The 25,698-nt window shown below is 67.0% G+C and carries 12 protein-coding genes and 1 pseudogene; 4 read left to right on the top strand and 9 right to left on the bottom strand.

Translation table 11 applies throughout. The features are described 5' to 3' along the window. Nucleotides 1-152: 152 nt before the first annotated feature. On the top strand, nucleotides 153-1,817 hold the full coding sequence (locus tag MasN3_RS10395; RefSeq protein WP_281913963.1) for a sodium:solute symporter family transporter: 1,665 nt from the start codon (nucleotides 153-155) through the stop codon (nucleotides 1,815-1,817). 89 nt (nucleotides 1,818-1,906) lie between these two features. On the opposite strand, the gene MasN3_RS10390 is transcribed toward MasN3_RS10395, so the two are convergent. The 6 genes and pseudogenes from MasN3_RS10390 to MasN3_RS10365 all read right to left on the bottom strand — a co-directional run bounded on the left by MasN3_RS10390 (nucleotide 1,907) and on the right by MasN3_RS10365 (nucleotide 16,170). Continuing rightward, entirely contained in the window at nucleotides 1,907-2,203 is a 297-nt protein-coding gene (locus MasN3_RS10390) for a hypothetical protein (protein ID WP_281913961.1), read from the bottom strand. A 16-nt stretch (nucleotides 2,204-2,219) separates the two neighbouring features. Then, on the bottom strand, nucleotides 2,220-4,385 hold the full coding sequence (locus tag MasN3_RS10385; RefSeq protein ID WP_281913960.1) for a TonB-dependent receptor plug domain-containing protein: 2,166 nt from the start codon (nucleotides 4,383-4,385) through the stop codon (nucleotides 2,220-2,222). A gap of 292 nt (nucleotides 4,386-4,677) precedes the next feature. Then, a pseudogene (locus MasN3_RS10380) lies at nucleotides 4,678-5,652 on the bottom strand (glycoside hydrolase family 43 protein). Between the two features lie 108 nt (nucleotides 5,653-5,760). Then, nucleotides 5,761-8,901, bottom strand: coding sequence for a TonB-dependent receptor (locus MasN3_RS10375; RefSeq protein WP_281913959.1), 3,141 nt, complete (start codon nucleotides 8,899-8,901; stop codon nucleotides 5,761-5,763). Nucleotides 8,902-9,139: 238 nt separating this feature from the next. Beyond that, nucleotides 9,140-12,889, bottom strand: a complete 3,750-nt coding sequence (locus MasN3_RS10370; protein WP_281913957.1) for a TonB-dependent receptor — start codon at nucleotides 12,887-12,889, stop codon at nucleotides 9,140-9,142. A 320-nt stretch (nucleotides 12,890-13,209) separates the two neighbouring features. Next, complete coding sequence (locus MasN3_RS10365) at nucleotides 13,210-16,170, bottom strand: glycoside hydrolase family 2 protein (RefSeq protein WP_281913956.1); 2,961 nt, start codon at nucleotides 16,168-16,170, stop codon at nucleotides 13,210-13,212. Between the two features lie 186 nt (nucleotides 16,171-16,356). Here MasN3_RS10365 and MasN3_RS10360 point away from each other — a divergent pair, with 186 nt between their 5' ends. Both MasN3_RS10360 and MasN3_RS10355 read left to right on the top strand, forming a co-directional pair. After that, complete coding sequence (locus tag MasN3_RS10360; RefSeq protein WP_281913955.1) at nucleotides 16,357-17,166, top strand: NAD-dependent epimerase/dehydratase family protein; 810 nt, start codon at nucleotides 16,357-16,359, stop codon at nucleotides 17,164-17,166. Further along, nucleotides 17,163-18,608 carry a sialate O-acetylesterase gene (locus MasN3_RS10355; RefSeq protein WP_281913953.1) on the top strand — a complete coding sequence of 482 codons (1,446 nt, stop codon included), beginning with the start codon at nucleotides 17,163-17,165 and terminating at the stop codon, nucleotides 18,606-18,608. Before MasN3_RS10360 ends, MasN3_RS10355 begins: the two co-directional genes overlap by 4 nt. A gap of 67 nt (nucleotides 18,609-18,675) precedes the next feature. Here the strand turns inward: MasN3_RS10355 and gudD are convergent, their stop codons facing one another. Both gudD and MasN3_RS10345 read right to left on the bottom strand, forming a co-directional pair. Further along, a complete protein-coding gene (gene gudD, locus MasN3_RS10350) occupies nucleotides 18,676-20,016 on the bottom strand; it encodes a glucarate dehydratase (RefSeq protein WP_281913951.1) in 1,341 nt (446 codons plus the stop codon). Nucleotides 20,017-20,039: 23 nt separating this feature from the next. Further along, nucleotides 20,040-21,872 (bottom strand): glycoside hydrolase family 2 protein, encoded by a 1,833-nt coding sequence (locus MasN3_RS10345; protein ID WP_281913949.1) that lies wholly within the window; start codon nucleotides 21,870-21,872, stop codon nucleotides 20,040-20,042. Nucleotides 21,873-22,146: 274 nt separating this feature from the next. Between MasN3_RS10345 and MasN3_RS10340 the strand changes: the two genes are divergently transcribed. Further along, entirely contained in the window at nucleotides 22,147-24,891 is a 2,745-nt protein-coding gene (locus MasN3_RS10340) for an exo-rhamnogalacturonan lyase family protein (protein WP_281913948.1), read from the top strand. Between the two features lie 57 nt (nucleotides 24,892-24,948). On the opposite strand, the gene MasN3_RS10335 is transcribed toward MasN3_RS10340, so the two are convergent. Further along, nucleotides 24,949-25,656 carry a GntR family transcriptional regulator gene (locus MasN3_RS10335; RefSeq protein WP_281913947.1) on the bottom strand — a complete coding sequence of 236 codons (708 nt, stop codon included), beginning with the start codon at nucleotides 25,654-25,656 and terminating at the stop codon, nucleotides 24,949-24,951. Nucleotides 25,657-25,698: the final 42 nt, after the last annotated feature.

Here is a 25,698-nt window from a genome sequence, read left to right as displayed (position 1 = left end):
AGCGGATGAGTATTTCGTGCGGGGGCACGCACATCTTGCTGCTTATGCAAAGATTGGGGCCGCGGAGCCCGTCCCTGGCGCTTCGCCCGCCGCGACGCCGGCCGGATAACAAGGACGTGCCCCGCACTGCCAAGACGAGACACCGCTACCCAATGAATTCGTTCTCCTCACTCGACACCTTCGTCTTCCTCATTTATTTCGTCATCGTCGCCGGCTACGGCATCTGGATCTACCGGCGGCGCAACGGCTCCGGCAAGGAATCGCACGACTACTTCCTGGCCGAGGGCTCGCTCACCTGGTGGGCAATCGGCGCCTCGCTGATCGCCTCGAACATCTCGGCCGAGCAGTTCATCGGCATGAGCGGCTCGGGCTTCCGGATCGGCATGGCCATTGCGGTCTACGAGCTGATGGCGGCCGCCACCCTGATCATCGTGGCGGTGTTCTTCATGCCGATCTACCTGAAGAACCGCATCTACACCATGCCCCAGTTCCTCGAGCAGCGCTACGGGCCCAAGGTGGCCATGGTCATGGCCGTGTTCTGGCTGGCCCTGTACATCGTGGTCAACCTGACCGCGATCCTGTACCTGGGCGCACTGGCGATCAACAGCATGGTCGGCATCGGGGTGCTGCCCTGCATGCTGTTCCTGGCAGTGTTCGCTACCATCATCACCCTGGGCGGCATGAAGGTGATCGGCTACACCGACGTGATCCAGGTGTTCTGCCTGGTGATCGGCGGCCTGGTCACCACCTGGATCGCACTCGACCTGGTGGCGCGCCTGTCGGGCAACGAAGGCGCCATGGTCGGCATCCGCGAGCTGTTCGCGCGCGCCGGCGGCCACTTCGACATGGTGCTCTCGCGCGACAACCCGAACTACATGGACCTGCCGGGCCTGTCGACCCTGATCGGCGGCATGTGGATCGTCAACCTGAGCTACTGGGGCTGCAACCAGTACATCACCCAGCGTGCCCTCGGTGCCAGCCTGCCGGTGGCACGCAAGGGCCTGCTGTTCGCTGCCTTCCTCAAGCTCCTGATGCCGCTGATCGTGGTCCTGCCGGGCATCGCCGCCTATGCGCTCGACCAGGGCGGCATGCTGGGCGACTCGCTGCGCCCGGGTGGTGAACTCAACCCCGACCGCGCCTACCCTACCCTGCTGACCCTGCTGCCGGAAGGCCTGAAAGGCGTCGCCTTTGCCGCCTTGACCGCGGCCGTGGTCGCTTCGCTGGCCGGCAAGGCGAACAGCATCGCCACCATCTTCACGCTCGACATCTATCGCCCCAAGTTCCGTCCCGACGCCAGCGAGCGTCACATGGTCTGGATCGGCCGCATGACGGTGGTGGTCGCGATGGCGATCGCGGTGGCGATCGCGCCGCTGATGGGCATCGACAAGAAAGGCGGCTTCCAGTACATCCAGGAATACACCGGCTTCGTTTCGCCCGGCATCTTCGCCATGTTCCTGCTGGGCTTCTTCTGGCGCCGCACCAACGGTGCTGCCGCGATGTTCGCGGCCATTGCCAGCGTGGGCCTGTCGATCGTACTGAAGTTCCTGCCGGACTTCGTGAATCTGTCCTTCCTGGCACCGATCGGCTTCGCGGTCCCCAACGCCGCCGGCGTGTACGAGATTCCGTTCCTGGACCGCACCCTGCTCGTGTTCCTGATGATCGTGATCGGCATGGGCATCATCAGTCTGCTGGGACGCCAGCCCGACTCGACCATCGTCGAGGTCGACCGCCGCATGTTCAAGGTGGAGCCGGGCTTCGCCTTCGGCTCGGCGGTGGTGTGCGCGATCCTGGTGATCGTCTACGCGGCCTGGTGGTGATCTGAGATGGCGAGCAGCCTGCGCCTGGTTCCCGGGCCGGAGGCTGCCGGCAAGCAGGCCAGCGCTGCGAGCCCCGACTTTTTCACATATCAACCCGCCGGATTGTGTTCGCAGATGTACCTGCACACGTCCTGGCGCCGGTCATTGCGCTCGTCAACGAGTTCCTGCTCCTGCTCGACCAGCTGCTCCAGCTTGCGCGGGTCGGTTTCGCTTTTCTTCTTGTCGCGCACTTCGGCCAGCCGGCGCTCGATCCGCTCCATTCCCTTGAATCCGTCCAGCTCATTGCAGGCCTTCAGACACTCGCTCTTGGGCCGCTCCCTGATCTGGGCCGAGACAGTATGGGTGAACGCGCAGGCCAGTGCGCAAAGGGCGAGAATCTTCTTCATATGCTTGCTTTCGTGGTCATAGACTGGTCTCGAAGCGCACCACGACACGCGCATGGTGCGTGTTCCAGGTCGACAGGCGGACCAGGCTGCCCTGCTCCAGGTATTCGTCGATGCGGGAAGTGCGCCGGTGTAGCAGGTTATCCAGGTTGAGCCGCAGGACCGTGGTCTTGCTGGCGTTCCAGCTCGCGTTCAGGTTCAGCGTGCGTCGGCTCGATTCGTAGACGCGCTGGCTGGCACTGCTGCGAACCCAGTCCTCGGGCAGGTAGCTGGCATCGAAACCGAGCTTGACCGGCAGCGACTGCAGCGAGTAGCTGCCGCCCAGCTTGGCGCGCCAGGGCGACTGCCCCGGGATATGGTTGTCGGGGCCAAGCAGCTCGCTCAGCGTCGAATCGGCCAGGCCAATGCTGCCGCTCAGCTCCAGGTTCGCCAGCGTCGGCGAAAAATCCTTGCCCGCCAGGCGAGCTTCCAGGTCCAGGCCGCGCACCCGCGCCTGGCCCAGGTTGGCTTGGCGAGCCACGTAACGCGGAACACTCGCCCAGGGCACCTCCACCAGTGCAACGTCCAGGCCGTTCTTGTCGCGGATGTCGCGTGTGTAGAATTCCAGGCTGACCTCGCTGTCGCGGCCGAAGCCGTGCGCATATGACAGGTTCAGGCCGAGCGAACGTTCCGGTCGCAGGGCGGGATTGCCGCTGCTGTCCGCCAGGTCGATCCCATTGGCGCCGCACAAACCCAAGGCCGGGCATGGCGCATACGGATTGATCGTGGGACGCAGCAGCATTTCGTCGAAGAAGGGCGTGCGGTAGCTGCGCGCCAGCGAGGCCCTGAGCTGGCGCTTGCGATTGCCGCCGATGCGGTGCGACACGTGCGCCGACGGCGACCACAGCTTGAATCGGGGGCGGCTGGTGGCCGGGCCCTCGACCAGCCGGTAGCGGCGCCGTTCGCCGGACGCGCCCAGGTTGACGGCCCAGCGGCGGTTGATCCGCCATTCGTCCTGGATGAACAGCCGTGCGCTGGTCAGGTGGGATGCCGTTTCCGGCCCCAGCACGGCCAGGCTGGAGTCCGGACGGCCGTCGACCAGGTCGGTATAGCTGCTATCGCTGTCGTTGCGCGCGAACTTGGCGCCGGCACTGATCCGGTGACCATCCTCGGTGTCAAGCGCGTAGTCGAGGTCGAGGAAGTAGTTGCGCGTGCTGCTGTCCTGCTCATGCATACGTTGGCGCGGGCCGCCCGGCGACCACAGCTCGTCCCTGCGCAGTCGGCTCTCCGAGCGCGAGCCGCTCGCGACCAGCTTGAGGGCCAGGCTGCTGTCCGGGTCGATCCTCCAGTTCCACAGCAAGGGCAGGTACAGATTCTTCGTCGGTGTCTTGCTGCTCTGGTTCGACGATGCACTGAGGCCCGACATCCAGCGCCGTTGTTCATCGCTGTGATTGTCGGAGCTGTAGCGGGCGATCTCCGGGCTGAAGGTGAGCGAATGACTGGCATCCAGGGTCCAGGCCAGCACGCCGTTCGCATTGAGAGACTCGAACAGGCCCGGCACATGGGCCTCGCCCTCGTACTCGCGGACGGCACCCCGGCCCGGTCGCTCGCTGGTCTGGACATATTCACTGTGCGCGCTGGACAAGCGGCGCCACCGTGACAGCGTGAAGGTATGGCTGAACGAGCCATCGTTGACGCCGGTGGCCGCCCAGGTCAGGTCCATGCCCTTCTTGCCACCCTCGGTCCGCGCATTGCCGTGCAAGCGGGACGAGGTCTTGCGCTGCTTTTTTCGCAGGACGATGTTGATGGTACCGGCAACCCCGAACGGCCCGATGGCGGCAGTGGTGGTCTTGGTGATCTCGATGCGCTCGACGCGCACGAGGTCGATGTTCATGCTGTCGCCCGCCGGAGCCTGGCCGTCCACCAGCACCTGGGTGTAGCCCGGCAGACCGAGCAGGCCAATGCGACCGCTCTTGTCGACGCTGATGGCGGGCTCGCGCCGGAGCAGTTCGCCGGTATTCTGCAGGCCGCTGTCGGCGATCTTCTTCTGACCGATGATGATCTTACCGGCGACGAAATCCTGGCTTGCTTCAAGGTCGGTCCGGGCGCCACTGATGACGACTTGCTGGGGCGCCGCAGACGCCTCGATCTGGGCATGCGTACCGGTGCAATAGACGGCTAACAGGCAGGCGAAGCGACGGTGCATCCGAAAGATCCGAAACCAAACCGGTCGATCTTACCGGTAAAATTTTCCTGAATATCCTTCAAATGTCACAAAGGGGCGCAAGACTCTCTACGAGCCTTCAATGCCGTTCAGTTAAGCGATAACGGGCGCTTTTGTAGGGTGGGCAGGTCCCCTGCCCACGCGGCCAAGGTCCGTTAGAGCACGAGGCGGGCTTCGGAAACCTTGCCCGACCGCGTGGGCGGGAAACCCGCCCACCCTACGAATTTATGGCCGCCAACATGCGGAGAACAAGTCAGGGCTGTCGCAAGCGTCCTCAGTCCGCCACCGGCTCCCCGAAATCCGGCGACCCATCCGCCTTCCAGCGAATCACCTGCGCCCGCGTATGCCGGTTCGGATCGCGCAGCGGCTCGCCCACGATGTCGCGGTAATTGCGTGCATGGTAGACCAGGATGTCGGTCTTGCCGTCCGGCGTCGTCGTGAAGCTGTTGTGCCCCGGCCCGTACTGGCCGTTGGCCGCGCTGCTGCGCATCACGGGCACCGGCGACTTGGTCCACGCGCGCGCATCCAGCAGATCGGCGTCGGCGGGCGCGCTGAGCAGACCGAGCGCGTAGTTGGCGTCGGTCGCACTGGCCGAGTAGGTCATCCATACCCTCCCGTTCTTCACCAGGAAGGACGACGCCTCGTTGACCTCGTGGCCGATCTTCTCCCACGCGTGCTCCGGCCGCGTGAGGAGCACCGCCGGCTGGCGGATCGCCAGCGGCCCGTCCATCTTCGCCAGGTAGATGTTGGTGCCCTAGCTGCCGTCGGGGGCGCGCTGGGTCCAGCTCAGGTAGCGCTGGCCGCGGTGCTCGAAGGTGGTCGCGTCCAGCGAGAAGCTTTCCCAGCCGGTTTTCAGCTGGCCGCGCTCCAGCCACTCGCCTTCGAGCGGATTGGCGGACGCGTTCTCCAGCACGTACAGGCGGATCTCCCAGATCTTGTCGCTGCGCCCGGCGGTGAAATAGATGTACCACTTGCCGTCGATGCGGTGCATCTCGGGCGCCCAGATGTGCGCGCCCATCTCGCCGCTGGCGTGCTTGCGCCACACCACCTTGGCGTCGGCGGCGCCCAGTTCGTTCAGGCTGCGCGCGCGGCGCACCTCGATGCGGTCGTATTCGGGCACCGTGGCAGTGTAGTAGTACCAGCCATCCGGCTGCAGGGTGACGTGGGGATCGGCGCGCTGGCGCACCAGCGGGTTGGCGAAGCTGATTTCCGCAGCGGCGATCGGCTGGAGGGCGAACAACGCCAGCATGGCGGCGGCGGCGAAAACGGCAGGACGGTTCATCGGGACCTCGACAAGTAAAAAAGCCAGTCATCGCGAGATGACTGGCAAATCGGAACAGGAGTCGTTACAAGGCGATCACAGCTTCATCGACACCGTGAAGTAGTAGCGGCGGCCCGCCCAGGCCAGCTCGTTCAGGCGGAAACTGTCGCCGGCGTCGAGGCGCTTCACTTCGTCGGTCAGGTTCTTGCCTTCCAGCGCGAAGGTGATGTTGTCGTTGTAGCGATACTGGATCTTCGCATCCAGGTAGCCGGTCGCCGCTTCGAACACCGGGTTGCCCGAGACGTCGTTACCGCCGGTGAAGAAGCGGTCGCGGTAGCTGTATGCCAGGCGCGCATTGATCGGGCCCTTGTCGTACCACAGCGACAGGTTGTACGCGTTCTTCGACATGCCCGGGTAAGGCAGCACGGTGTTGTCGAGGACATTCAGGCGCTCGGTGCCGGCCGCATACTTGTAGTTCATGCGGGTGTAGTTGGCGTCGACGCCGAAGCCGCTCAGCCAGCCCGGCAGGAAGGTCAGCGCGGTACGGCCGGCGATCTCGACACCCTTGGTGGTGGCGCCCTCGCCGTTCACGGCCTGGGTGACGTCGAACAGCTCGCCGTTCTTGAACAGGTCCACGCCGCGGGTCAGCACGCGCTCCATCACGTAGCTGGTGATGTCCTTCTTGAAGAAGGCCACGGACAGCTGGCTGTCTGCGCCCGGGTAGTACTCGATACTCAGGTCGGTATTGGTCGAGCGGTAAGGCTTCAGGTCCGGATTGCCGGCAGTGCAGTCGTCGGTGCCATCGCCGCCGAACTGCGGATTGCCGCTGCCGCGGATGCAGGTAGCGTTCGGGGCCAGCAGGTCCATCCGCGGACGCGCCATGGCCTTGGACCAGCCGACACGGGTCACCAGCTTGTTGTCGATCAGCCAGGCCGCGCCGTTAAAGCTCGGCAGCACGTCGTTGTAGGTGTTCTCGACGGTCGCCACCGAGTTGCTCACGACGATGTCGCTGAAGGTCGACGCGCCCGGCGCGGTCGCCTGGCGGATCGAGTAGCGCGCCAGGCCGGTCGAGCGGTCGCGGGTGCGGGTGTAGCGCACGCCGACGTTGCCTTCGACTTCCTTGCCCAGGATCTGGGTGGCGTAGTCCAGGCGCAGGTAGGTCGCGGCGATGCGCTCGTCGATCATGAAGGCCGGGATCTGCGGGTATATGTTGCCGTCGCTGCCAGGCGCGTTGCGCAGGTAGGCGTGGTTGAAGCTCGAGGTGTCGAAGAACTGGGTCGCGTTGGCGTAGACCGGCGACATCCAGTTGGCCGGCAGGCCGGAGACCTTGTCGTAGCCGTCGAAGAAGGTGCCGGGCGAACGGCCCTGCACGGCGCCGACCAGGGCGGCCATCTGGGCCGCGTTCAGGTAGCGGGTGGCGAAGCCCGAGTTGATGAAGGTCTGGGTATCGTTCGGACGCTGCGCCGAGCCGGTGTAGAGCGGGTCGTAGACCGCGGTCTGGTTGACGTTGGCGCCGCGCACGTTGATGTCGTCGGCGGTCGAGCTCAGGTTGGCGCCGTTGCTGGCCAGGTAGCCGCCGCCGTTGAACTGCTCGGAGGACGACTTGCGCGCCTGGGCGCCGAACCAGACCTTGTTGAAGAACGGCGTGTCGAGCTTGTACTTGAAGTCGATCTTGGCCTGGTGTTCCTTGTTCTCGGTTTCGCTCGGACGGTACTGGAGCTGGGCCTGGACATAGGATGCCGGATTGTCCGGGCTGTAGCCGGCAGGGAAAGTGAAGCGCGGAATGCTGTCCGGACCGAGCGCCACCTTCAGGCCGGGCGCGTTCTGGGTCAGCACGATGCTGTTGCTGTCGCTGTCGTACAGCGATTTCGAGGTGCCGACCAGACCGGTCACTTCGAGGCGGTCGCGCTTGAAGCTGAAGCCCGAGGACAGGTAGCGCGAGTCGATGTCGAGCTGGAAGTCGCGCGCCGAGGTGCTGAAGGCGCCCTGCCCGCCCACGCCCGCGCCGAACAGGCAGGAGCCGACCACGTATTCGGTCACGTGGTGATTGCTGACCACCATGCCCGGGGTCGCGCTGGTCGGCGCGGTGCAGGCGCCGGCGGCGGTCGGCACACCGTTGGCGCCGTAGACCGGAGCGCGGCCGGTATTGGCCAGGCGGCCCGCGTTGGCGAAGTCGGTGCCGAAGTTGCGGTCGTTCAGGCGCTGGCGCTGGGTGTTGGCCTGGTAGGTCGCATACGCATTGAATTCCTTGCTGAACGCGTACTGCGCGGTGACCTCGCCCGAGGAGCGCTTGTGGTCGCGGGTCCAGAGGCCGTAGCGGGCGATGCCCGGCGAATAATCGAACCACTGGCTGCGGCAGGCGGTCTGCTGGGCGGCGGTGAGACCCGAGGTGGCGCAGGCGGCGGCGCTACCCACGGCGGCGACCTTCGGGTCGATGCTGTTGACGGTCTTTTCCGGCGAGTTGTCCCAGTCCTGCAGGAAGCGCCACGAGGTGTTGCGGGCGTAGTCGTTCTGGGTCAGCACCTTGTCGTAGACGAAGTTGGCCATCAGGCCCAGCTTGCCGTCGAAGTATTTGTCGGCCATGTACAGGTTGCCGCGCGGCTGGACGCCGCCGCGCGAGGTCGAGTGCTCGGCCGCGATGCTGGTGCCGATGGTCGGCTTCTTGAAGTCGAGCGGCTTGCGGGTGGTGATCTGCACGGTGCCGCCCACGCCGCCTTCGGTCATGTCGGCGGTCAGGCCCTTGTAGACGTCGATCGAACCGATCAGCTCAGAGGCCAGCTCGCGCAGTTCGGCGCCGCGGCCGGCGCCGCCGTTGGTGCCGAGCACCGACATGCCGTTGACTTCGACGCGGTTCAGGTCCGGCTCCACGCCGCGGATCGCCACCTGCGTGCCCTCGCCGAAATCGCGCGACAGCTGCACGCCGGTCACGCGCGACAGGGCTTCGCCCACGTTCTTGTCGGGGAACTGGCCGATGTCCTCGGCCACGATCGAATCCGACACCGTGCCGGCGTTCTTCTTGCGGGTAATGGCCGAGGCCACCGACTGGCGGGTGCCGGCGATGTGCACGACCTGCGGCGCGGGCGCGTCGCCGGCGGATGCGGATGCGGCGGGCGCCTGCTGCTGCGCGCTTTCCTGCGCCACGGCGGCTTGTGCCGCCAGGAGGGTGATCACTGCGGCCACTGCGTGGGCGCAGCGGGTCGGGGTCAGCACGCGGGTGCCGGTCTTGGTTCGATTCATCGGTGTCTCCATGGGCTCTGTAGTTCGAAGTACGGCTTGGCCTTGAAAACATTCTATGTGCGGATGCGCGCGCCGATCCACCTTGCATCGAAAGAATCACCGAACTGATCGAAGCGGCAAAATTGTAGCGGCAAACGATCAGGCGGCTGATCGTTTCGGTTTCGGCGCCCGTAAACACCGAAGGCCGCCGCGAGTGCGGCGGCCTTCGGCCTTGCTGCGTGCTGCCGCTACGCGGCGATCAACCGCCGAACTTGAAGTTCAGGCCCGCCATGTAGGTGCTGCCCGCGTACGAGTCGGTGTACACGTTCGGGGTGCCATCCGCGAACACCGAATAGCCGCCGGTGTTGGAACCGGTGTGGGTCTTGCCCAGGTTGCGCCCTTCCAGGAAGAACTCGATGTTCTTGTTGAAGCGGTACGCGATCTTGGCGTCCACGTAGCGGGTGCCGAGACGGAACAGCGGCGCACCCGGGCTGTAGGTCGGGAAGCGCACGTTGGTCATGCCGACCACCGGGTAGTTGTTCACCGAGTTGGTGTTGCAGCCCGAAGTGCACGAGAAGGTATCCGCCTTCACCTGCAGGCCGACGCGCATCGACAGGGCGCCGTCGTCGTACCACACCGAGGCGTTCCAGGAGTGGCGCGGCTCGCCGGCCACCGGCAGCAGTTCGCCGGTGATCAGGTCGCGCAGGCCGCCGCCGTTCAGGGTCGCCTTGTTGCGGGTGTAGTTCGCGTCCACGCCGGTATAGCGCAGGTACCACGGCAGGACCGTGAAAGCGACCTTGGCCGAGACTTCGAAACCCTTGCGGGTGAACGGGATCTGGTTGGTCCAGCGGCGCTGGGTGAACACCAGGTCGGACAGCGGCTTGCCGGTCTGCGGGTCGACCGCGTTGGAGCCGGCGAAGGGCTTGATGTCGTCGACGGTCTCGATCAGGGTCGGGGCGCCGGTCACGCCTTCCTGCTTGTAGACGGCGCCGGCCAGCATGATGTCGCGGTTGGCATACCATTCCAGCGACAGGTTCTGGTTATGGTTGGTCAGCGGCTTGATCTCCGGGTTGCCCATGACGTCGGTGCAGCGCATCGACGTTTCGTTGCCCTCGGAATCGAGGTCCACCAGCTTGCGGCCGTCATATTCGCAGGTGCCGTTCGGGATCAGGCGGCCGGCGGCCGGACGCGCGATGGTCTTGCCCCAGTTGTAGCGCAGGACCAGCTTGTCGGGAATCAGCCAGGTGTTCAGGTTGGCCGACGGCAGGTAGTCGGTGGTGGTCGCATTGATCGCGGTGTCCTTGCGGTACACGCGGGTGCTGATGCCGTTCGCGTTGTTCGGGTCGAGCGGGTTGTAGGCGGCGGTCGGCACGATCGAGCGGAAGGTCAGCTGGCCGCTGCCGATCACCTTGGTGCGCACGGCGCGCACGCCGACGTTGCCGTCGAAGACGATGCCGAAGGGCAGCGCGCGCTGGGTGAACGGCACGCGGTCGACCTCGAAGTTGGCCATCATGTAGCCCGCATCGACGGTTTCCACGATCGAGTTCACCGGCTGCTGGTACATCTGGCCGTCGCTGCCGATGCACTCCTTGATGCAGTCGAGGTTGTAGTTCGGCACGCCCAGCAGCGCGTAGACCTTGTCGATGTCGAACTCGGTCCAGCCATTGGTCAGGGTGCCTGGACGGTCCGGATCACCCGCATAGAACTGCGCGGTCGGCTCCTTGGTGTAGCCCTGGTTGAACAGCGCGCGGTACTGGTCCGGCGAGATGACGATCGTGCCCTGGCGCGCGTTGCGCGGGTCGGTGCTCGGGTTGTAGCCGTACTGGCAGGGGCGGCCGCCCGGCGCCAGCGAACCCGGCGTGTTCTCGCAGACCTGGAAGGTGGTGCGCAGGTTGTTGGTGGAGACGTAAATGCCCGGAATGTAGCCGGCCGTGCCGAAGGTGCCGACGGCGTCCTGCACCGTCGGGCCGCCGGTGCCCCAGTGGTCGTAGCCGCTCTTGCGGCGGCTGTAGCCGACCTTGATCGAGGGGACGAAGGGGATGTACTCGTCGGTGTACACATCCAGGTCCAGCTTGGCCGTCTTTTCGAACGACTCGTTGATGCGCGGGTTCTGGAACGCCAGGGTGGTGGCGCCGTTCACGCGCGGCAGCTGGGCCGCGGTATAGGCCGGTGCGCCCGGGGTGGTGAAGCTCGGTGCGACCGCGGCCGTCGCAGCCTGGTTGGCGAGCGTTAGCCAGCTGTTCGGGTCGTTCAGGTTCACCGAGCCGGACGGCGTGTAGTTCCAGATGCCGTTCGGCAGCACGGTGGCCTTGGTGGTGCCCAGGTAGGCGCTCTGGCCCATGCGCTTTTCGTAGCGGTAGAAATCGGACTTCGAATCGCCGATCAGGAACTCGGCGCGCACGATGCCCTTCTTGTAGGTACCGCCGGCCTGGGTATAGCTGGACTTGGTGCCGGTGGTGATCGTGGTGTTGTCGACGCCGTAGACGCCGTCCGAGAACTCGAAGCCGGTGACGTGGTGGTTGCCGTCGACGGTCACCGAGTTCGGGTTGACGTTGGACACCGCGCCGTTCAGGGCGCCGGTGCTGCGGTAGGTCAGCTCGCCCGGATAGAGGTAGTAGCCGGAGGCCGGGTTCAGGGCGCGGGTGCCCCAGGCGCCGTTGGCCAGCTGGGTGGTCGAGATGGTGTCGACGAAGGGTGCGCCGCTGAAGCCGTTCGGTCCACGCACGGTGGCCGGATTCACGGCAACGCCGCCGTAGCCGAGGTTGGTGCTGTAGGAGATGACGTCGCCCTTGCTGCGGCTATGCTTGGCATACACGGTGAGCGCATCGTTGACCTTGAAGTCGAGGCGAATGTCGCCGCTGGTGCGGTCGTCGTTCCAGCGGTTGACGAAGTAGCGGGTATTGCTCGGCACCCAGTCGTTCCACTGGCCCAGGCAGCTCAGCAGCGCCAGCTGGGTGATGTTCTGGGCATTGGTGCGGCCGTTGTTGCCGGTACTGAGCTGGCTGGCCACGTTGGCCGGCAGCAGCGGGAACTTCTGGTAGCACTCGGCCTTGGTCTGGGCGGCGGCCGAACCTTCCAGCACATCCTTCGGCGTCATGCTGGTCCAGTTGCCCAGCGCCGCATTGCTGTACGGGACGGTGTAGAACGGCGTGGTCGAGGCCGCGTCGTTCAGGTTCAGGGTGTCGGGGCGCAGCGCGACCGTCTTCTCCGGCGAATTGTCGAAGTCCATCGGGCGGTACTGGCCGACCACGCCGCTGTTGCCGCCCTGGTTGATCGAGTGGGCTTCCTGGTTGACCTTGCTCTTCGAGAGGTTGACCAGCACGCCCAGGCGGTCGTTCATGAACTTCTTGGCGCCGATCAGGTTGAGGTTGGGGTTCTTCTTCTTGTTGAGCGAATTCTGCTGGGCCGCCACGCGGAAGGACAGGTAGTCCTTCTTGAAGTCGAGGCCGTTGCGGGTCTGGATGCGCACGCCGCCGCCGAGCGAGCCTTCGGTCATGTCGGCGGTCGAGCCCTTGACCACGTCCACGCTCTTGATCAGGTCCGAGGAGAGCTGGCGCATCTCGACCGCGCGTCCGCCCGAGGTGTCGGCGCCGGCACTGATGCCGCCCAACATGTCGGCGCCGCCGGCCTGCTGCACACCCATGCCGTCCAGTTCCACGCGGGTCAGTTCCGGGCCGTTGCCGCGGATCGAGACGCTGATGCCTTCGCCGAACTCGCCGCGGTCGACCGCCACGCCGGCGATGCGCGAAATCGCGTCGGCGACGTTACGGTCCGGGAAGGCGCCGACGTCTTCGGCGATGATCGAATCCTGCGCCGTGGCGGCGTTCTTCTTGCGGGCGATCGCGCTGCGCTGCGATTCGCGCGAGCCGACCACCAGCACCGTCTCGACGGCGCCATCGGCCACGGCGGCCGGCGCCGTGGACGAGGTCGACGATGCGGGCGCGCCCGCCTGCGAACCTGTGGCTTGTTGCGCGTACGCGCCGCTGGCGACCAGCGAAGCCAGTGCCATGGCGACTGCCTGACTGATGCGTTTTACGGGGAACCCATGCTTGGAATACGGTGCCATCTCTCCTCCTTGTTGTCTGTCTTATGTGATCTTTATGACCGGAATCGTGTTGCCCGGGGTGCTGAACGAAGCCGATTGTTATTGAATGAAATCAATACAACAACCAGGTTCGAACCGATTGCGCCAAACACTCATGGGCTTGAGCGGTTGGTGCGAATGCGCGACATTCCTCGATGGCGACCGATGCCGTTTCCGACATCGCAAGGCCACGCCAGGTTATCGCTCGCGCGCGATCGCACGCTTCAGCGCCGCCACTACCCCGATCAGGATTCCGGAAACTCGTAGAACTCGGCTTCGACGATCGACAGCAGCGAGCGCGCGACGCGCTGGGCGCCGGTGTCGGTATTGGCCTGGTCCGCCACCTCGGTCAGCTGGATCGCACCGGCATCACTCGCCTGGCCATCTAGCGCGATCCGTACCCGGCTGCCGCGCTGCGCCTCGAATGGCAGCGTGACGTAGCCGAGGCTCTTCGGCGTGGTGCCGCGCCAGACCTCGACGCCGTCCACGAACACGCGCAGCGGATAGCTGCGTTCGCGCCAGCCGGCCAGCTTGAGCGTCACTTCGCGCAGCAGCGCCGGGCGCGCCAACTGGTAGGTGATCTCCGCCGCTTCGCCGGCCTTGCTGGTCCAGCCGGTGGCTTCATCGTCGTCGAAGGATCGCGCGGCCTGTTCGGCGTTGCTGGCCGCCTGCGCCGAGGCCACCGGCACCGCGATGCGCGAGACCGTGAAGGACGCCGTAGCCGGGGTCGGGCCGCGGTCCAGGCGCAACGGCGGCGGCGCCGGCAGCGCCGCCAGGCCGCCCTCGACCTGCACCGCCGTTGACGCGAAGCGCAGCGTCGCCGGCGCCAGGCCATCGGCGCGGGCACGCAGGGTGATTTGACCCGGCTGGGTGCTGCTGCGCACCAGGACACGGTTGACGCCGCCCTCGACCGGCAGCGAACGCGCCAGCACGTGGTTGCCGGGCCCCTGCGCGATACCGCCGCGCCACTCGGCCGGGCCGTCCAGGTCGAAGTGCACGGTGCCCAGCGCGACCGGGTTGCGGCGGCCCTTCGCATCGACCGCCTCGACCTCGACCAGCGCCAGGTCGGCGCCGTCGGCGCGCAGCGCGTGCGGCGACGCGATGCGCTTCAGGCGCAGCGCCACCGGCTTGCCGGCGGTGACGATGCTGGTCGCGCAGACCTGCCTGCCCTTGGCGTCGTAGCCAACCGCCTTCAGCTCGCCCTCTTCCCAGCTCACCTTGTCGAACGTGAACAGGAAGCGCTCGCTTTGGCGTGCGCTGCCGACCTCCCTGCCGTTCAGGGTCAGCTTGACCGTCTCGGCGCTCGAGATCACGTGCACCGGCTTGACCGTGCCGGGCGTGTAGTTCCAGTGGCCGACGATGTGGGCGCGCGGGCGCTCGACGTCGACCCAGCCGTCCCACATCACCTGGTGGGCGTAGAAGGCATCCTTGGGGATGCGCATGGCGTCGACCTCGCCGCTGCGGCGGTAGTTCTCGGCGCCGCGGTGGTGGGTATTACTGTCCGAGAAGATGATGTTGACGCCGCCGCTCGAGACCCGCGTTCCGGTGCCCGGGCGCTCGCGCCAGTAGTCGTACCAGCGGCGCACGGCCTCGATCGCGAAGCTGTCCTGGTTGTGGTTGTACCCGGGCGCCGGCTGGCCCTTGTGCGGCGGGCCGTCGCCGTTCTTGTGGAAAGGCGGACTGAGCTCGTCCCAGAACTTGCGCGCACCCTCGTCGCGCGCGTACTCCATGGCCCACATCGGCATGCGCGCGCTCTTATTGATGTACAACATCTCGCCGCCGTACTCGGACACCTGCTGCAGCGCGCTGCTCAGCATCTCGCGGCTGCCGGCTGCGCGCCCGCCATGCGGGTCGTAGCGGTCGCGCAGTGCTTTCATCTCCGCCATGTGTTCGGCGCTCACGCCCTTGTTGCCGGACTCGTAGAACAGGATGCTCGGGTTGTTGCGGTAGTAGACGATGGCGTCGCGCATCGTTTCCACGCGCTGGCCCCAGCGGCGCCCGTCGACATCCTTCTCCGAGTCGCCGGCGGGCATGGCCTGCATCAGGCCGATGCGGTCGAGCGACTCGACGTCCTGCTTCCACGGCGCGATGTGCATCCAGCGGATCAGGTTGGCGTTGCTCTCGAGCGCCAGGCCATTGCTGTAGTCGCTCAACCAACTCGGGACCGACAAGCCGATCGCCGGCCATTCGTTCGAGGTGCGCTGGGCATAACCCTTCATCTGCAGCACGCGCTCGTTCAGCTTGATCATGCCCCGGCCGAACTCGGTCTTGCGAAAACCCGTGCGCGTGGTGACGCGGTCGAGCGGCTTGCCGTCGACCTTCAGGATTGTGACCACGTCGTACAGGTAGCCGTAGCCCCAGCTCCAGAAGTGCAGGTTCTTTACCCGCGCGCTGGCCCTGGCGACCGTGGTGGCGCCGGGCGCCAGGGTCTGGGCCGGCGCGGCGAAGCGCGCCACGGTCTTGCCGTCCTTGTCGCGTACTTCGACCTCGTAGGTAAAGCTGCGCGCTTGCCCGCCGTCGTTGCGTACCTCGGATTCGGCGGCAATCGTCGCCGTGCGTCCCGCGATGTCGAAGTCGCGCGCATACACGTAGACCCCGGTGGTGCCCAGGTTCGAATACAGGGGCAGGGTCTGGTACAGCGGCCCGGTCACGTGCAGGCGCACGTTCTTCGGCAGGCCGCCGTAGTTGGCGTTGAAATTGCGGTCGGCCCACTGGTAGCGCTGGCCGCTAGCCTGCTCCTTGTAGTCCCAGCGGTTGTCGGTGCGCACCGCGATCAGGTTCTCGCCCTTGACCAGTGCGGCCCCGATCTCGAAGCCGAAGGCGGTGACGCCGTTCTCGTGCAGGCCGATGCGGCGGCCGTTGACGAACACTTCCGCCGCCTGGCGCGCGCCTTCGAATTCGAGGAAGACCTTCTGGCCCGGCTTGAGGTCCTTGATGCTGAAGCGCTTACGGTACCAGGCGATGCCCGTTGAATGGTCGACGATGTCCTTGGCAAAGGCGTCGTCCTCGTTCCAGGCGCGCGGCAGGGTCACGGGTTTCCAGGCCTTGTCGTCGAACCCGACCCCGGACGCGCCCGCGGGGTCGCCGACCATCAGTTTCCAGCCGGGGTTGAAATCGTATGCGGCGCGGGCGGCGTGGGCCGGGGCGGCAGCGCAGAACGCGGCCAGCGCGAAAGCGCACAGGCTCGGCGGAGCGAAACGGAACATCGGAGGTCTCCAGGGTGGAAGGCGGTGCAGATGACACTAATATATTAGTAGCTTAGCGCGCCCTTGTTCCGCATTCGCCCAATTACTCAAGATCGTGAGCGTTCGGCGACCGGACATTGACACCCGCCGCGAATGCGCCGGTAATGGCGCATCCGTTTCAACCAGTCCAATAGGGTCTCGAGCACCATGAGCAAACCATTCAAACGCATCCTCTTCACCGGCGCCGGCGGCAACCTAGGCCGTCGCCTGCGCGAACGCCTGCATGCATTCGCCGACATCGTGCGCCTGGCCGACGTGGCCGACATCGGTCCAGCCGGCCCGAACGAGGAAGTGGTGCAGTGCGACCTGGCCGACCGCGAGCAGGTGATGCGCATGTGCGAAGGCGTGGACGCGATCCTGCACTTCGGCGGCGTCTCGACCGAAGTCGAATTCGCGCCGATCATGCAGGCCAACATCCTCGGCATGGTCAACCTGTACGAAGCCGTGCACAAGCTGGGCATTCGGCGCGTGGTCTTCGCCAGCAGCAACCACACGATGGGCATGTACCCGACCAGCGAGCGGGTCGACGCCGGCATGCTGCCGCGCGCCGACGGCTACTACGGCCTGTCCAAGGTCTGGGGCGAGAACCTGTCGCGCTACTACTGGGACCGTTTCGGCATCGAGACCGTGTGCCTGCGCATCGGCTTCTGCTTCCCGGAGCCCGCCACCCACCGCCAGATGGTCACCTGGCTCAGCCTGGACGACCTGGTCGAACTGCTGCGCCGCTCCCTGGTGACGCCGCGCGTCGGCCACACCATCGCCTTCGGCGTTTCAAGCAACCCGGGCAGCTGGTGGGACGCGCGCCATTCGCGCCACCTGGCCTTCGTCGCCAAGGACAGCTCGGCGCAATTCCAGGACAAGCTGCCCCTTGAAGTCGCGTATCCGCCGGCGGACGATCTCACCACCTACCTGCAGGGCGGTCCCTTCCTGAACATCGGACCGAAGTACCCCGCATGAACTCCCTTCATGCCCGCGCGGCCGGCCTGGCCGCGTTCGCGCTGCTGGCGCTCCCCGCCTGGGCCGAGGTGCGCCTGCCCGGCATCCTGTCCGACCACATGGTGCTGCAGCGCGCGGCCTGGGTGCCGGTCTGGGGCTGGGCGGCGCCCAACGAGACGGTCTCGGTGCGCTTCGGGAACCAGGCGCTGAGCACGGTCGCGGACAGCGAGGGGCGCTGGCGCCTCCACCTCGACCTGAGCCAGGCGCCGCCGACGCCGGGCGTGCTGTCGGTGCGCGGCACCAGCAAGGAGATCGTCGTCCAGGACGTGCTGGTCGGCGAAGTATGGCTGGCCTCGGGCCAGTCGAACATGGAGAAGCCCTTCGGCGACAAGAAGGGCCAGCTGCCCACCTTCGGCTCGGAGGAAGCGCTTGCCGGCGCCGAGCAGCCCGACATTCGCCTGTTCAAGGTGGCCAGGCGCAAGGCCGCGCAGCCGGGCGAGGACGTCGGCGGGGCCTGGGTGCGCAGCACGCCTGCCGCCCTCCTTGCCACCCAGTTCTCGGCGGCCGCCTACAGCTTCGGGCGGCGTCTGCGGCAGGAACTGGGAACGCCGGTCGGCCTGATCGACGCCACCTGGGGCGGCACCCGCATCGAATCGTGGACGCCATCCGACCTGCTCGGGCAAGTGAACCTGCCGCCCGCGGTCAAGGACAAGCCGGCCTCGCTGTACAACGGCATGATCGCCGGCCTGGCGCCCTTCAGACTCAAGGGCGCGCTGTGGTACCAGGGCGAATCGAACATCCTGCATACCGACGACGGTCCCGCCTACACGGCAAAGATGGAAGCCTTGATCGGCGGCTGGCGCCGCGCCTTCGGGGCGAAGCTGCCCTTCTACTACGTGCAGCTGGCGCCGCACCTGTATTCGGTGCTGCGCGCGGACCAGGGCGTCGGGGGGCCGGAGTCCCTGCCGCGCCTGCGCGAAGCCCAGGCAGGCGCGCTGCGCATCGCGCATACGGGCATGATCGTCACCACCGACCTGGCCGACGACCTGCGCGACATCCATCCGCGCGACAAGCAGAGCGTCGGGCTGCGCCTGGCCAGCCTGGCACTGGCACGCACCTATGAGCGCCCCGGTATCGAAGCCGACGGACCAAGCTACCGCGCGATCCGCTTCGCCGGCAGCCAGGCGATCCTCGCTTTCGACCATGCGCAGGGGCTGGCCGCGCGCGACGGCAAGCCGCTGGACTGGTTCGAGATCGCCGGCAGCGATGGCCGCTACCATCCGGCGACGGCCACGATCCGGGGCAGCGAGGTGCTGGTCGGCAGTCCGCTCGTGAACGAACCGACCTCGGTGCGTTTCGGCTGGCACGAGGCGGCCACGCCCAACCTGGTCAATGGGGCCGGGCTGCCCGCCGTCCCCTTCCGTTCGGAACACCCGATTCCGAAGAATCCGCCGTCCTTGTGATCCTCGTAGGGTGGACGGCTTCGCCGTCCGCGCGTTCGACTAAAGCATGCGTTACCACAACGTGTCGTCAACGCAGCATGCAAGGCCGCTTGTTGTCGAACTTCCAGCCCGGAATCAGGTACTGCATCGCCACCGCGTCGTCGCGCGCGCCCAGGCCCATGTTCCTGTAGGCCTGGTGCGCCGCCTCCAGCGCATCGACGTCCAGCTCGATGCCCAGGCCCGGACGCCGCGGCACCTTGACCTCTCCCCCTTCGATGCGCAGCGGCTCCCTGGTCAGGCGCTGGCCGTCCTGCCAGATCCAGTGGGTGTCGATCGCCGTCACCCGGCCCGGCGCCGCGGCGCCGACGTGGGTGAACATGGCCAGCGAGATGTCGAAGTGGTTGTTCGAGTGCGAGCCCCAGGTCAGGCCGAACATCTCGCACAGCTGGGCCACCCGGACCGAACCCCGCATGGTCCAGAAGTGCGGGTCGGCCAACGGGATGTCGACCGACTGCAGCTGGATCGAATGGGCCATCTGGCGCCAGTCGGTGGCGACCATGTTGGTGGCCGTCATCAATCCGGTGGCGCGGCGGAACTCGGCCATCACCTCGCGGCCCGAGAAGCCGTTCTCGGCGCCGCAGGGGTCTTCGGCATAGGCCAGCACCGCGTGCTTGTCGCGGCACAGGCGCACCGCCTCGCGCAGCGACCAGGCGCCGTTCGGGTCGAGCGTGACGCGCGCCTGCGGGAAGCGCTCGTGCAGGGCCACGGCCGCTTCCATCTCGGCGTCGCCGGACAGAACGCCACCCTTGAGCTTGAAGTCCTGGAAGCCGTAGCGCGCCTGCGCCGCTTCGGCCAGGGCCACCACCGCCTCGGGCGTCATGGCCGCTTCATTGCGCAGCCGGAACCAGGCATCGTCCGCGTCCGCCTCGCTACGGTAGGGCAGTTCGGTGCGCGTGCGGTCGCCGACATAGAACAGGTAGCCCAGCATCGGCACCGCGGCGCGCTGCTGGCCCTCGCCCAGCAGGGCGGCGACCGGCACGTTCATGAACTGGCCCAGCAGGTCGAGGAAGGCCGACTCCACCGCGGTGACCGCGTGGATGGTGGTGCGCAAGTCAAACGTCTGCAGGCCGCGTCCGCCGGCGTCGCGGCTGGCGAAGCTGGTACGCATGGCGTTCAGGACGGCGTTGTAGTCGCCCAGCGACTTGCCGATGATGAGCGGACCCGCGTCTTCCAGGGTCTGGCGGATCGATTCGCCGCCCGGCACTTCGCCCAGGCCGGTGTTGCCGGCGCTATCGAGCAGCACCAAGACGTTGCGGGTGAACCAGGGGCCGTGGGCGCCGCTCAGGTTCATGAGCATGCTGTCCTGGCCGGCGACGGGGACGACCCGCATCGCGGTAATGACCGGGGCGCCGCTGATGTTCGAATTCATGATGACTCCAGGTAGGTGTTGGTTTATTTGCCGCGGTAGTAATCGGCCAGCACGCCGAAGGCCTGCTTGCGTACCCCAAGCTCGGACACGATGCCCTTGCGGTTCCAGCCGTTCTGGAACACCGGGTGCTCGCGGCGCGGCGAACGGAAGTCCTTCAGGATCCAGGGCGACATGCCGCGCAGGGTCGGGATCGCATCGGCCATGGCCAGGGTCTGGCGGTAGTACTCGGCCTGGTACTCCTCGGTGAACTTCTTCATGCCGTCATTGCGGTAGCCGGCCAGCGCGTCGGCGCCGAACTCGGACAGGATCAGCGGGCGGTCCGCCGGCACCTTCCACTTGAGCTTGGCGACCGCATCGAGCGTGTCGGAACCGTACCAGCCGGCGTAGATGTTCACCGCCAGCACGTCGAGCTTGCCGACCAGCGGGTCGTCGATCGCCAGCGCGTCGCCGTCCTGCTTGACCAGCAGGGCCGCGCTCACCAGGCGGGAAGGATCGAGCTGGCGCACGTTGTCCGCCATGGCGCTGTGGAAGCGCGTGCGCGAAGGCGACACCGGGGTCTCGTTCCCGACGCTCCACATGATCACCGAGGCGCGGTTACGGTCGCGGTAGATGGTCTCGGCCTGCATGGCGAGCGCCTTGCGCAGCACGGCCGGGTTGTCCCAGTCGACCGTCCAGTACACCGGTATCTCGCTCCAGACCAGCAGGCCCATCTCGTCGGCCAGGCGCACCGTGGTTTCCGAATGCGGGTAGTGCGAGAGGCGCACGTAGTTCGCGCCGAGGCCGTGCTTGATCTCGTGCAGCAGCGCGCGCGAGGCCGTTTCCGTCATGTTGCGCGCCGGGTTGGGCCCGAACTCTTCCTCGTGCAGCGAGATCCCACGCAACCAGATGGGTTTGCCGTTCAGGAGGATCTGGTTGCCCTTGACGGCGATGGTGCGGAAACCCACACGGTCGCGCACGGCGTCGCCGGCGGCGGCAAAGCGCACCTCGTACAGGGTCGGCTTCTCGGGCGACCAGCGCTCCAGGCCCCTGGGCGCGGCCAGCTCGAACCTGGCGCGGCCATGGGCGTCAGTGGTGGCGCGCGCGGTGGCGAGCGCGCCGATCGCCACGCTGACCACTTGGTTCGCCGCATGCGGGCCCTGCAGGCGCACTTCGCCTGCGATGCGGCCGTCCGGGCGCAGCTGGACCATGGCGTCGTCGATGAAAGTCGTCGGGGTGGTGATGAAACGCACGGGACGGGTGATGCCGCCGTACAGGTCCCAGTCGGTGATGGAGGTCGGGATCGACTGGGCGTCGTGGCTCGAGTCGACGCCGACCACCAGGCGGTTCTGGCCGCTGCGCAGGGCTTCGGTCACTTCCAGCACGAAAGGCGTGAAGCCGCCCTCGTGGCGCCCGATTTCCTTGCCGTTCAGGTAGACCCAGGCGCGGTAGTTGACCGCCTCGAAGCGCAGGAAGGCGCGCTTGCCGCCAAGCGCCTGCGCGTTGAACTTGCGCTGGAACCAGATCAGGCCATCGTAGTAGCGCAGTTCCGGGGCCGCCGCGTTCCAGGCGCCCGGCACGTTGATGATCGGGCCGCGGTCGAGGTGGAACTCGAAGAAATCCACTCCGCCCCTGGCCTCGATGGCGGCGACGTCGAGGTCGCGGTAGCGCTGCATGCGCGACTTGGCCACCCAGCCGTTGATGTCGGTGAGGCCGGTGCGGTACAGGTCCTTCGAATAGGTCCATTGGCCCGACAGGTCCTGGCCGTCGCGCTGCTGTGCGCCGGTGAGCAGGAACGCGGGCCGCAGCTCGTCCGCCACGGCCGGCAGGCCGGCGAGCGCGCCGATGAAGATCCAGAATGCTGCGAGAAGTGTTTTCATGGGGACAGGGTAGTCGGTTGACGGGCGCTGATATATTAGTATGCCACATAAGTGTACAGGGCGTATCGCCGTCGATGCACGCAATCTGGTGATCGGATGGCGTGGCCGCGTTCAGTCATCGACTTGAGTAATTGAGCGTCGCATATCGACCAGGGGCAAGAGGCGAACTAGTATGATCGTCAGCAACTAATATATCAGCAGCGCCCGCGCTCGCTTTCACCTCATCGACAGACCGGCGCGCCGCCCAGCGGCAGCGCCGGCACGGAGACCGACAGTGCCCCTTTCATCGCGCAGACATTTCCTTCGCTCGGCCAGCGCCCTTCCCTTCCTTGCCTCCTTCCCCGGCCTGGCCGGCGCGGTGACGGCCAACACCGGCGCGAGGGCGCTCCCCGTGTCAGAGACCGTGCTGCGCTGGCTGGACGGACATGCCCCGGCCCGTTTCGAGGGCTGCACCCTGGGCGTGCCCTGGCCGCGCGGCACGCTGCGCCTGCCGGCGAACAAACGGCTCGACTTCACGCTGGGCGCGAACGGCCCGGCCATGCAATCCTGGCCGCTGGCCTACTGGCCGGACGGTTCGCTGAAGTGGACCGCGCACGCGGTCGCCGGCGGGGTCGCGGACAACGGCGCTGCCGACGGCTACAGGCTGGAACGCGGCGCACCCGCGCGCGGCACGGTCTCGGTGAAGGAAAGCGCGGACGGCATCCTGGTCACGGCCGGCGAACTGGCATGGATGCTGCCGCGCCGCGGCGAGGTGCTGGTGCGCAGCGCGGCCCGCGCCGGCCGGGTAAGCATGCAGAACATGAAACTGGTGGCGCTGCGCCAGGACGGCGCCCAACCGGAGCGCAGCGGCAGCGTCGCGCGCCAGGCCTTCACCAGCAAGCTCCTTGCCGTCACGGTGGAACAGAGCGGCCCGGTGCGCGCGGTGGTCAAGTTCGACGGCATGCACAGCGACGGCAGCCGCGACTGGCTGCCGTTCTCGGTGCGCCTGTACTTCTATACCGGTTCGGACAGCGTGCGCATCGTGCACTCCTTCGTCTACGACGGCAATCCGGAACAGGACTTCATCGCCGGCCTGGGCGTGACGGCCCAGGTGCCCATGAGCGACCAGACCTACGACCGCCACGTGCGCTTCTCGGGCGAAGGCGTGGGCGTCTGGGGAGAGGCGGTGCGGCCGGTGACCGGCCTGCGCCGCGACCCGGGCGACGCCTACCGCGCGGCCCAGGTGGCCGGCCAGGCCTTGCCGCCGCTCGCCGGAATGGCCAAGCCGGTGCAGGACGGGCTGCAGTGGATTCCCGAATGGGGCGACTTCACGCTGGCGCAGCTGTCGCCGGACGGCTTCACCCTGCAGAAGCGCCTGCGCGCAGGGCGCGCCTGGATCGACGCGAACGCCGGCACCCGCAGCAAGGGCCTGGTGTACGCCGGCGGCGCCTCGGGCGGCATCGCGCTTGGCCTGAAGGATTTCTGGCAGCGCGCCCCGGTGCAGCTGGACGTGCGCAACGCGGCCAGCCCGATGGCGGAGGTGACGGCCTGGATGTGGGCGCCTTCTGCGCCCGCCATGGACGTGCGCTCCTACCGCGCCGAAGACGGCATGGACACGCACGAGAAGCAGATCGCCGGCCTGAACATCACGTATGAGGACTACGAAGCCGGCTGGGATTCGGCCACCGGCGTCGCCCGCACCTCCGAGCTGCAGCTGTGGGTGCTGGGCGCGACGCCCTCGCACGGGGCCCTGTCCGACATGGCCGAGCAAAGCGCGCGGCCGGCGCGCCTGGCGCTCACGCCGCAGCGCATCCATCAGTGCGGGGTGTTCGGCGACTGGGACCCGGTCGATGCCGGGACCCCGGCGCGCAAGCTGATCGAGGAGCGCCTGGCCCTGCAGCTGGACCAGTACCTGCGTGAAACCGAGCAGCACCGCTGGTACGGCTTCTGGTCCTATGGCGACGTGATGCACAGCTACGACCCCGATCGCCACATGTGGCGCTACGACATCGGCGGCTACGCCTGGGACAATTCGGAACTGTCGACTGACCTGTGGCTCTGGTACAGCTACCTGCGCACCGGGCGCGCCGACCTGTTCCGCTACGCCGAAGCGATGACCCGCCATACCGGCGAGGTCGACGTCTACCACCTGGGCCCCTTCAAGGGCTTCGGCACCCGCCACGCGGTGCAGCACTGGGCCGATTCGTCGAAGCAGCCGCGCGTCTCGAACGCGGCCTACCGCCGCATCTATTACTTCCTGACGGCGGACGAGCGCGTCGGCGACCTGATGCGCGAGCTGCTCGATTCGGACAAGGACCTGCACAAGGTCGACATCGCGCGCAAGCTGAAGGTGGCGGGCGCGCGTCCGGACGCCTTCGTCGGCGCCTCCTTCGGCACCGTCTGGGGTTCCCTGATCTCGGCCTGGCTGGCCGAGTGGGAACGCACGGGCGACGTGCGCTGGCGCGACAAGATCGTGGCTGGCATGAAGAGCATCGCGGCACTCAAGGTCGGCTGGTTCGCGGCCGGCGCGCCCTACGACCACACGACCGGGCGCTTCCACGGCCCCGGCGACAAGCCTTCGTTCTCCAACCTGAACGGCGTGTTCGGCGTGGTCGAGATGAATTCCGAGCTCCTGACCCTGGTCGACGTGCCCGAGTACCGCAAGACCTGGCTGCAGTACTGCCGCACCTACAATGCGCCGCGCGAGGAGGTGGTGGCGCTGCTGGGACAGGCTCCGGGCGGGCGCGGCATGAGCGACACGAATTCGCGCATGACCGCCTACGCCGCCTACCAGGAGCGCGACCGCACGCTGGCGCTGCGGGCCTGGCGCGAGTTCTTCGCCTCGGACTGGCTCAAGCGCGGCAGCCCGCGCCACGGCGTGCGCCGCATCGACGGTCCGGCCGTGCTGCGTCCGCTCGACGAGATGAGCGGCATCAGCACCAACGCCTCCGCGCAGTGGGGCCTGGCGGCGATCCAGCACATGGCGCTCGGCGGCGACACGCTGGACGAGGCGGCGCGCGCGGCGGGGCTGCTGCCCTGAGCCGGGATTCAGTAATTTAGCTCAGCAATCAGGGCGGCGATTCATGCGCAGGGCTCATCAGTCCGCGCCGGGCATCCAGTAGGTCGGGTATTGCTCGCGCAGCGCATCCAGTTCCGACAGCGTGCCCGACAGGTGGCGCCGCAGCGCCGCCTCGGCCGCGGCGGCGTCGCCCTGCCCGATCGCGTCGGCGATGGCGGCGTGGTCCTTCAGGATCTGGTCGGCCTTGCCGTTGAGCGGCAGGTGCAGGCGCCGCAGGCGGTCCATGTTGCCGCTGCGGTGGCGCATCAGGCGCCACAGCTCCTCGACCTCGGCCGCGACGTAGAGCTGCTTGTGAAAGGCATGGTCGACGCGGTAGAAGGATTCCAGGTCGCGCGCCTTGAGCGCCGCACGCTGCTGCAGCACCAGGCTTTGCAGGGACTGGCCCAGGGCCGCGTCGTTCTTCCGGGCCAGCGTGCGCACCACTTCGAGCTCGATCGACAGCCGCAGGAAGTGGGCCTGGCGCGCCGAGGCGATACTGATGCCGCGCACGCGCGTGGCGTGCTGCGGATAGATGTCGACCAGCCCTTCTTCCTCGAGGCGCATCAGGGCGTCGCGGATCGGGGTGACGGACAGTTCGAAATGCGCCGACAACTCGTTGCGCGACAGGAGGGTTCCGGGCTTGAGCGTGAGGTTGACGATTTCCTCACGCAGGTATTCGTACACCTGGACCGCGGCCTGGCGCGAACGGTCGAGGGTGAACGGGCCGCTGAATGCGATTGTTTCCATTGGTGAAGCCTTTAAAGGCTGCATGATTGTTATTCGAATCTC

The organism is Massilia varians, from assembly GCF_027923905.1.
In the GTDB taxonomy this organism is placed as follows: domain Bacteria; phylum Pseudomonadota; class Gammaproteobacteria; order Burkholderiales; family Burkholderiaceae_D; genus Telluria; species Telluria varians_B.
This window is presented reverse-complemented; position numbering and strand designations above follow the sequence as displayed.

Excerpts from the sequence above, each read along its gene's own strand:
- MasN3_RS10375 (WP_281913959.1), bottom strand. The coding sequence starts at position 8,901 with ATGAATCGAACCAAGACCGGCACCCGCGTGCTGACCCCGACCCGCTGC.
- MasN3_RS10390 (WP_281913961.1), bottom strand. The coding sequence starts at position 2,203 with ATGAAGAAGATTCTCGCCCTTTGCGCACTGGCCTGCGCGTTCACCCAT.
- MasN3_RS10360 (WP_281913955.1), top strand. The coding sequence starts at position 16,357 with ATGAGCAAACCATTCAAACGCATCCTCTTCACCGGCGCCGGCGGCAAC.
- MasN3_RS10365 (WP_281913956.1), bottom strand. The coding sequence starts at position 16,170 with ATGTTCCGTTTCGCTCCGCCGAGCCTGTGCGCTTTCGCGCTGGCCGCG.
- MasN3_RS10335 (WP_281913947.1), bottom strand. The coding sequence starts at position 25,656 with ATGGAAACAATCGCATTCAGCGGCCCGTTCACCCTCGACCGTTCGCGC.
- MasN3_RS10370 (WP_281913957.1), bottom strand. The coding sequence starts at position 12,889 with ATGGCACTGGCTTCGCTGGTCGCCAGCGGCGCGTACGCGCAACAAGCC.
- MasN3_RS10345 (WP_281913949.1), bottom strand. The coding sequence starts at position 21,872 with ATGAAAACACTTCTCGCAGCATTCTGGATCTTCATCGGCGCGCTCGCC.
- gudD (WP_281913951.1), bottom strand. The coding sequence starts at position 20,016 with ATGAATTCGAACATCAGCGGCGCCCCGGTCATTACCGCGATGCGGGTC.
- MasN3_RS10355 (WP_281913953.1), top strand. The coding sequence starts at position 17,163 with ATGAACTCCCTTCATGCCCGCGCGGCCGGCCTGGCCGCGTTCGCGCTG.
- MasN3_RS10385 (WP_281913960.1), bottom strand. The coding sequence starts at position 4,385 with ATGCACCGTCGCTTCGCCTGCCTGTTAGCCGTCTATTGCACCGGTACG.
- MasN3_RS10395 (WP_281913963.1), top strand. The coding sequence starts at position 153 with ATGAATTCGTTCTCCTCACTCGACACCTTCGTCTTCCTCATTTATTTC.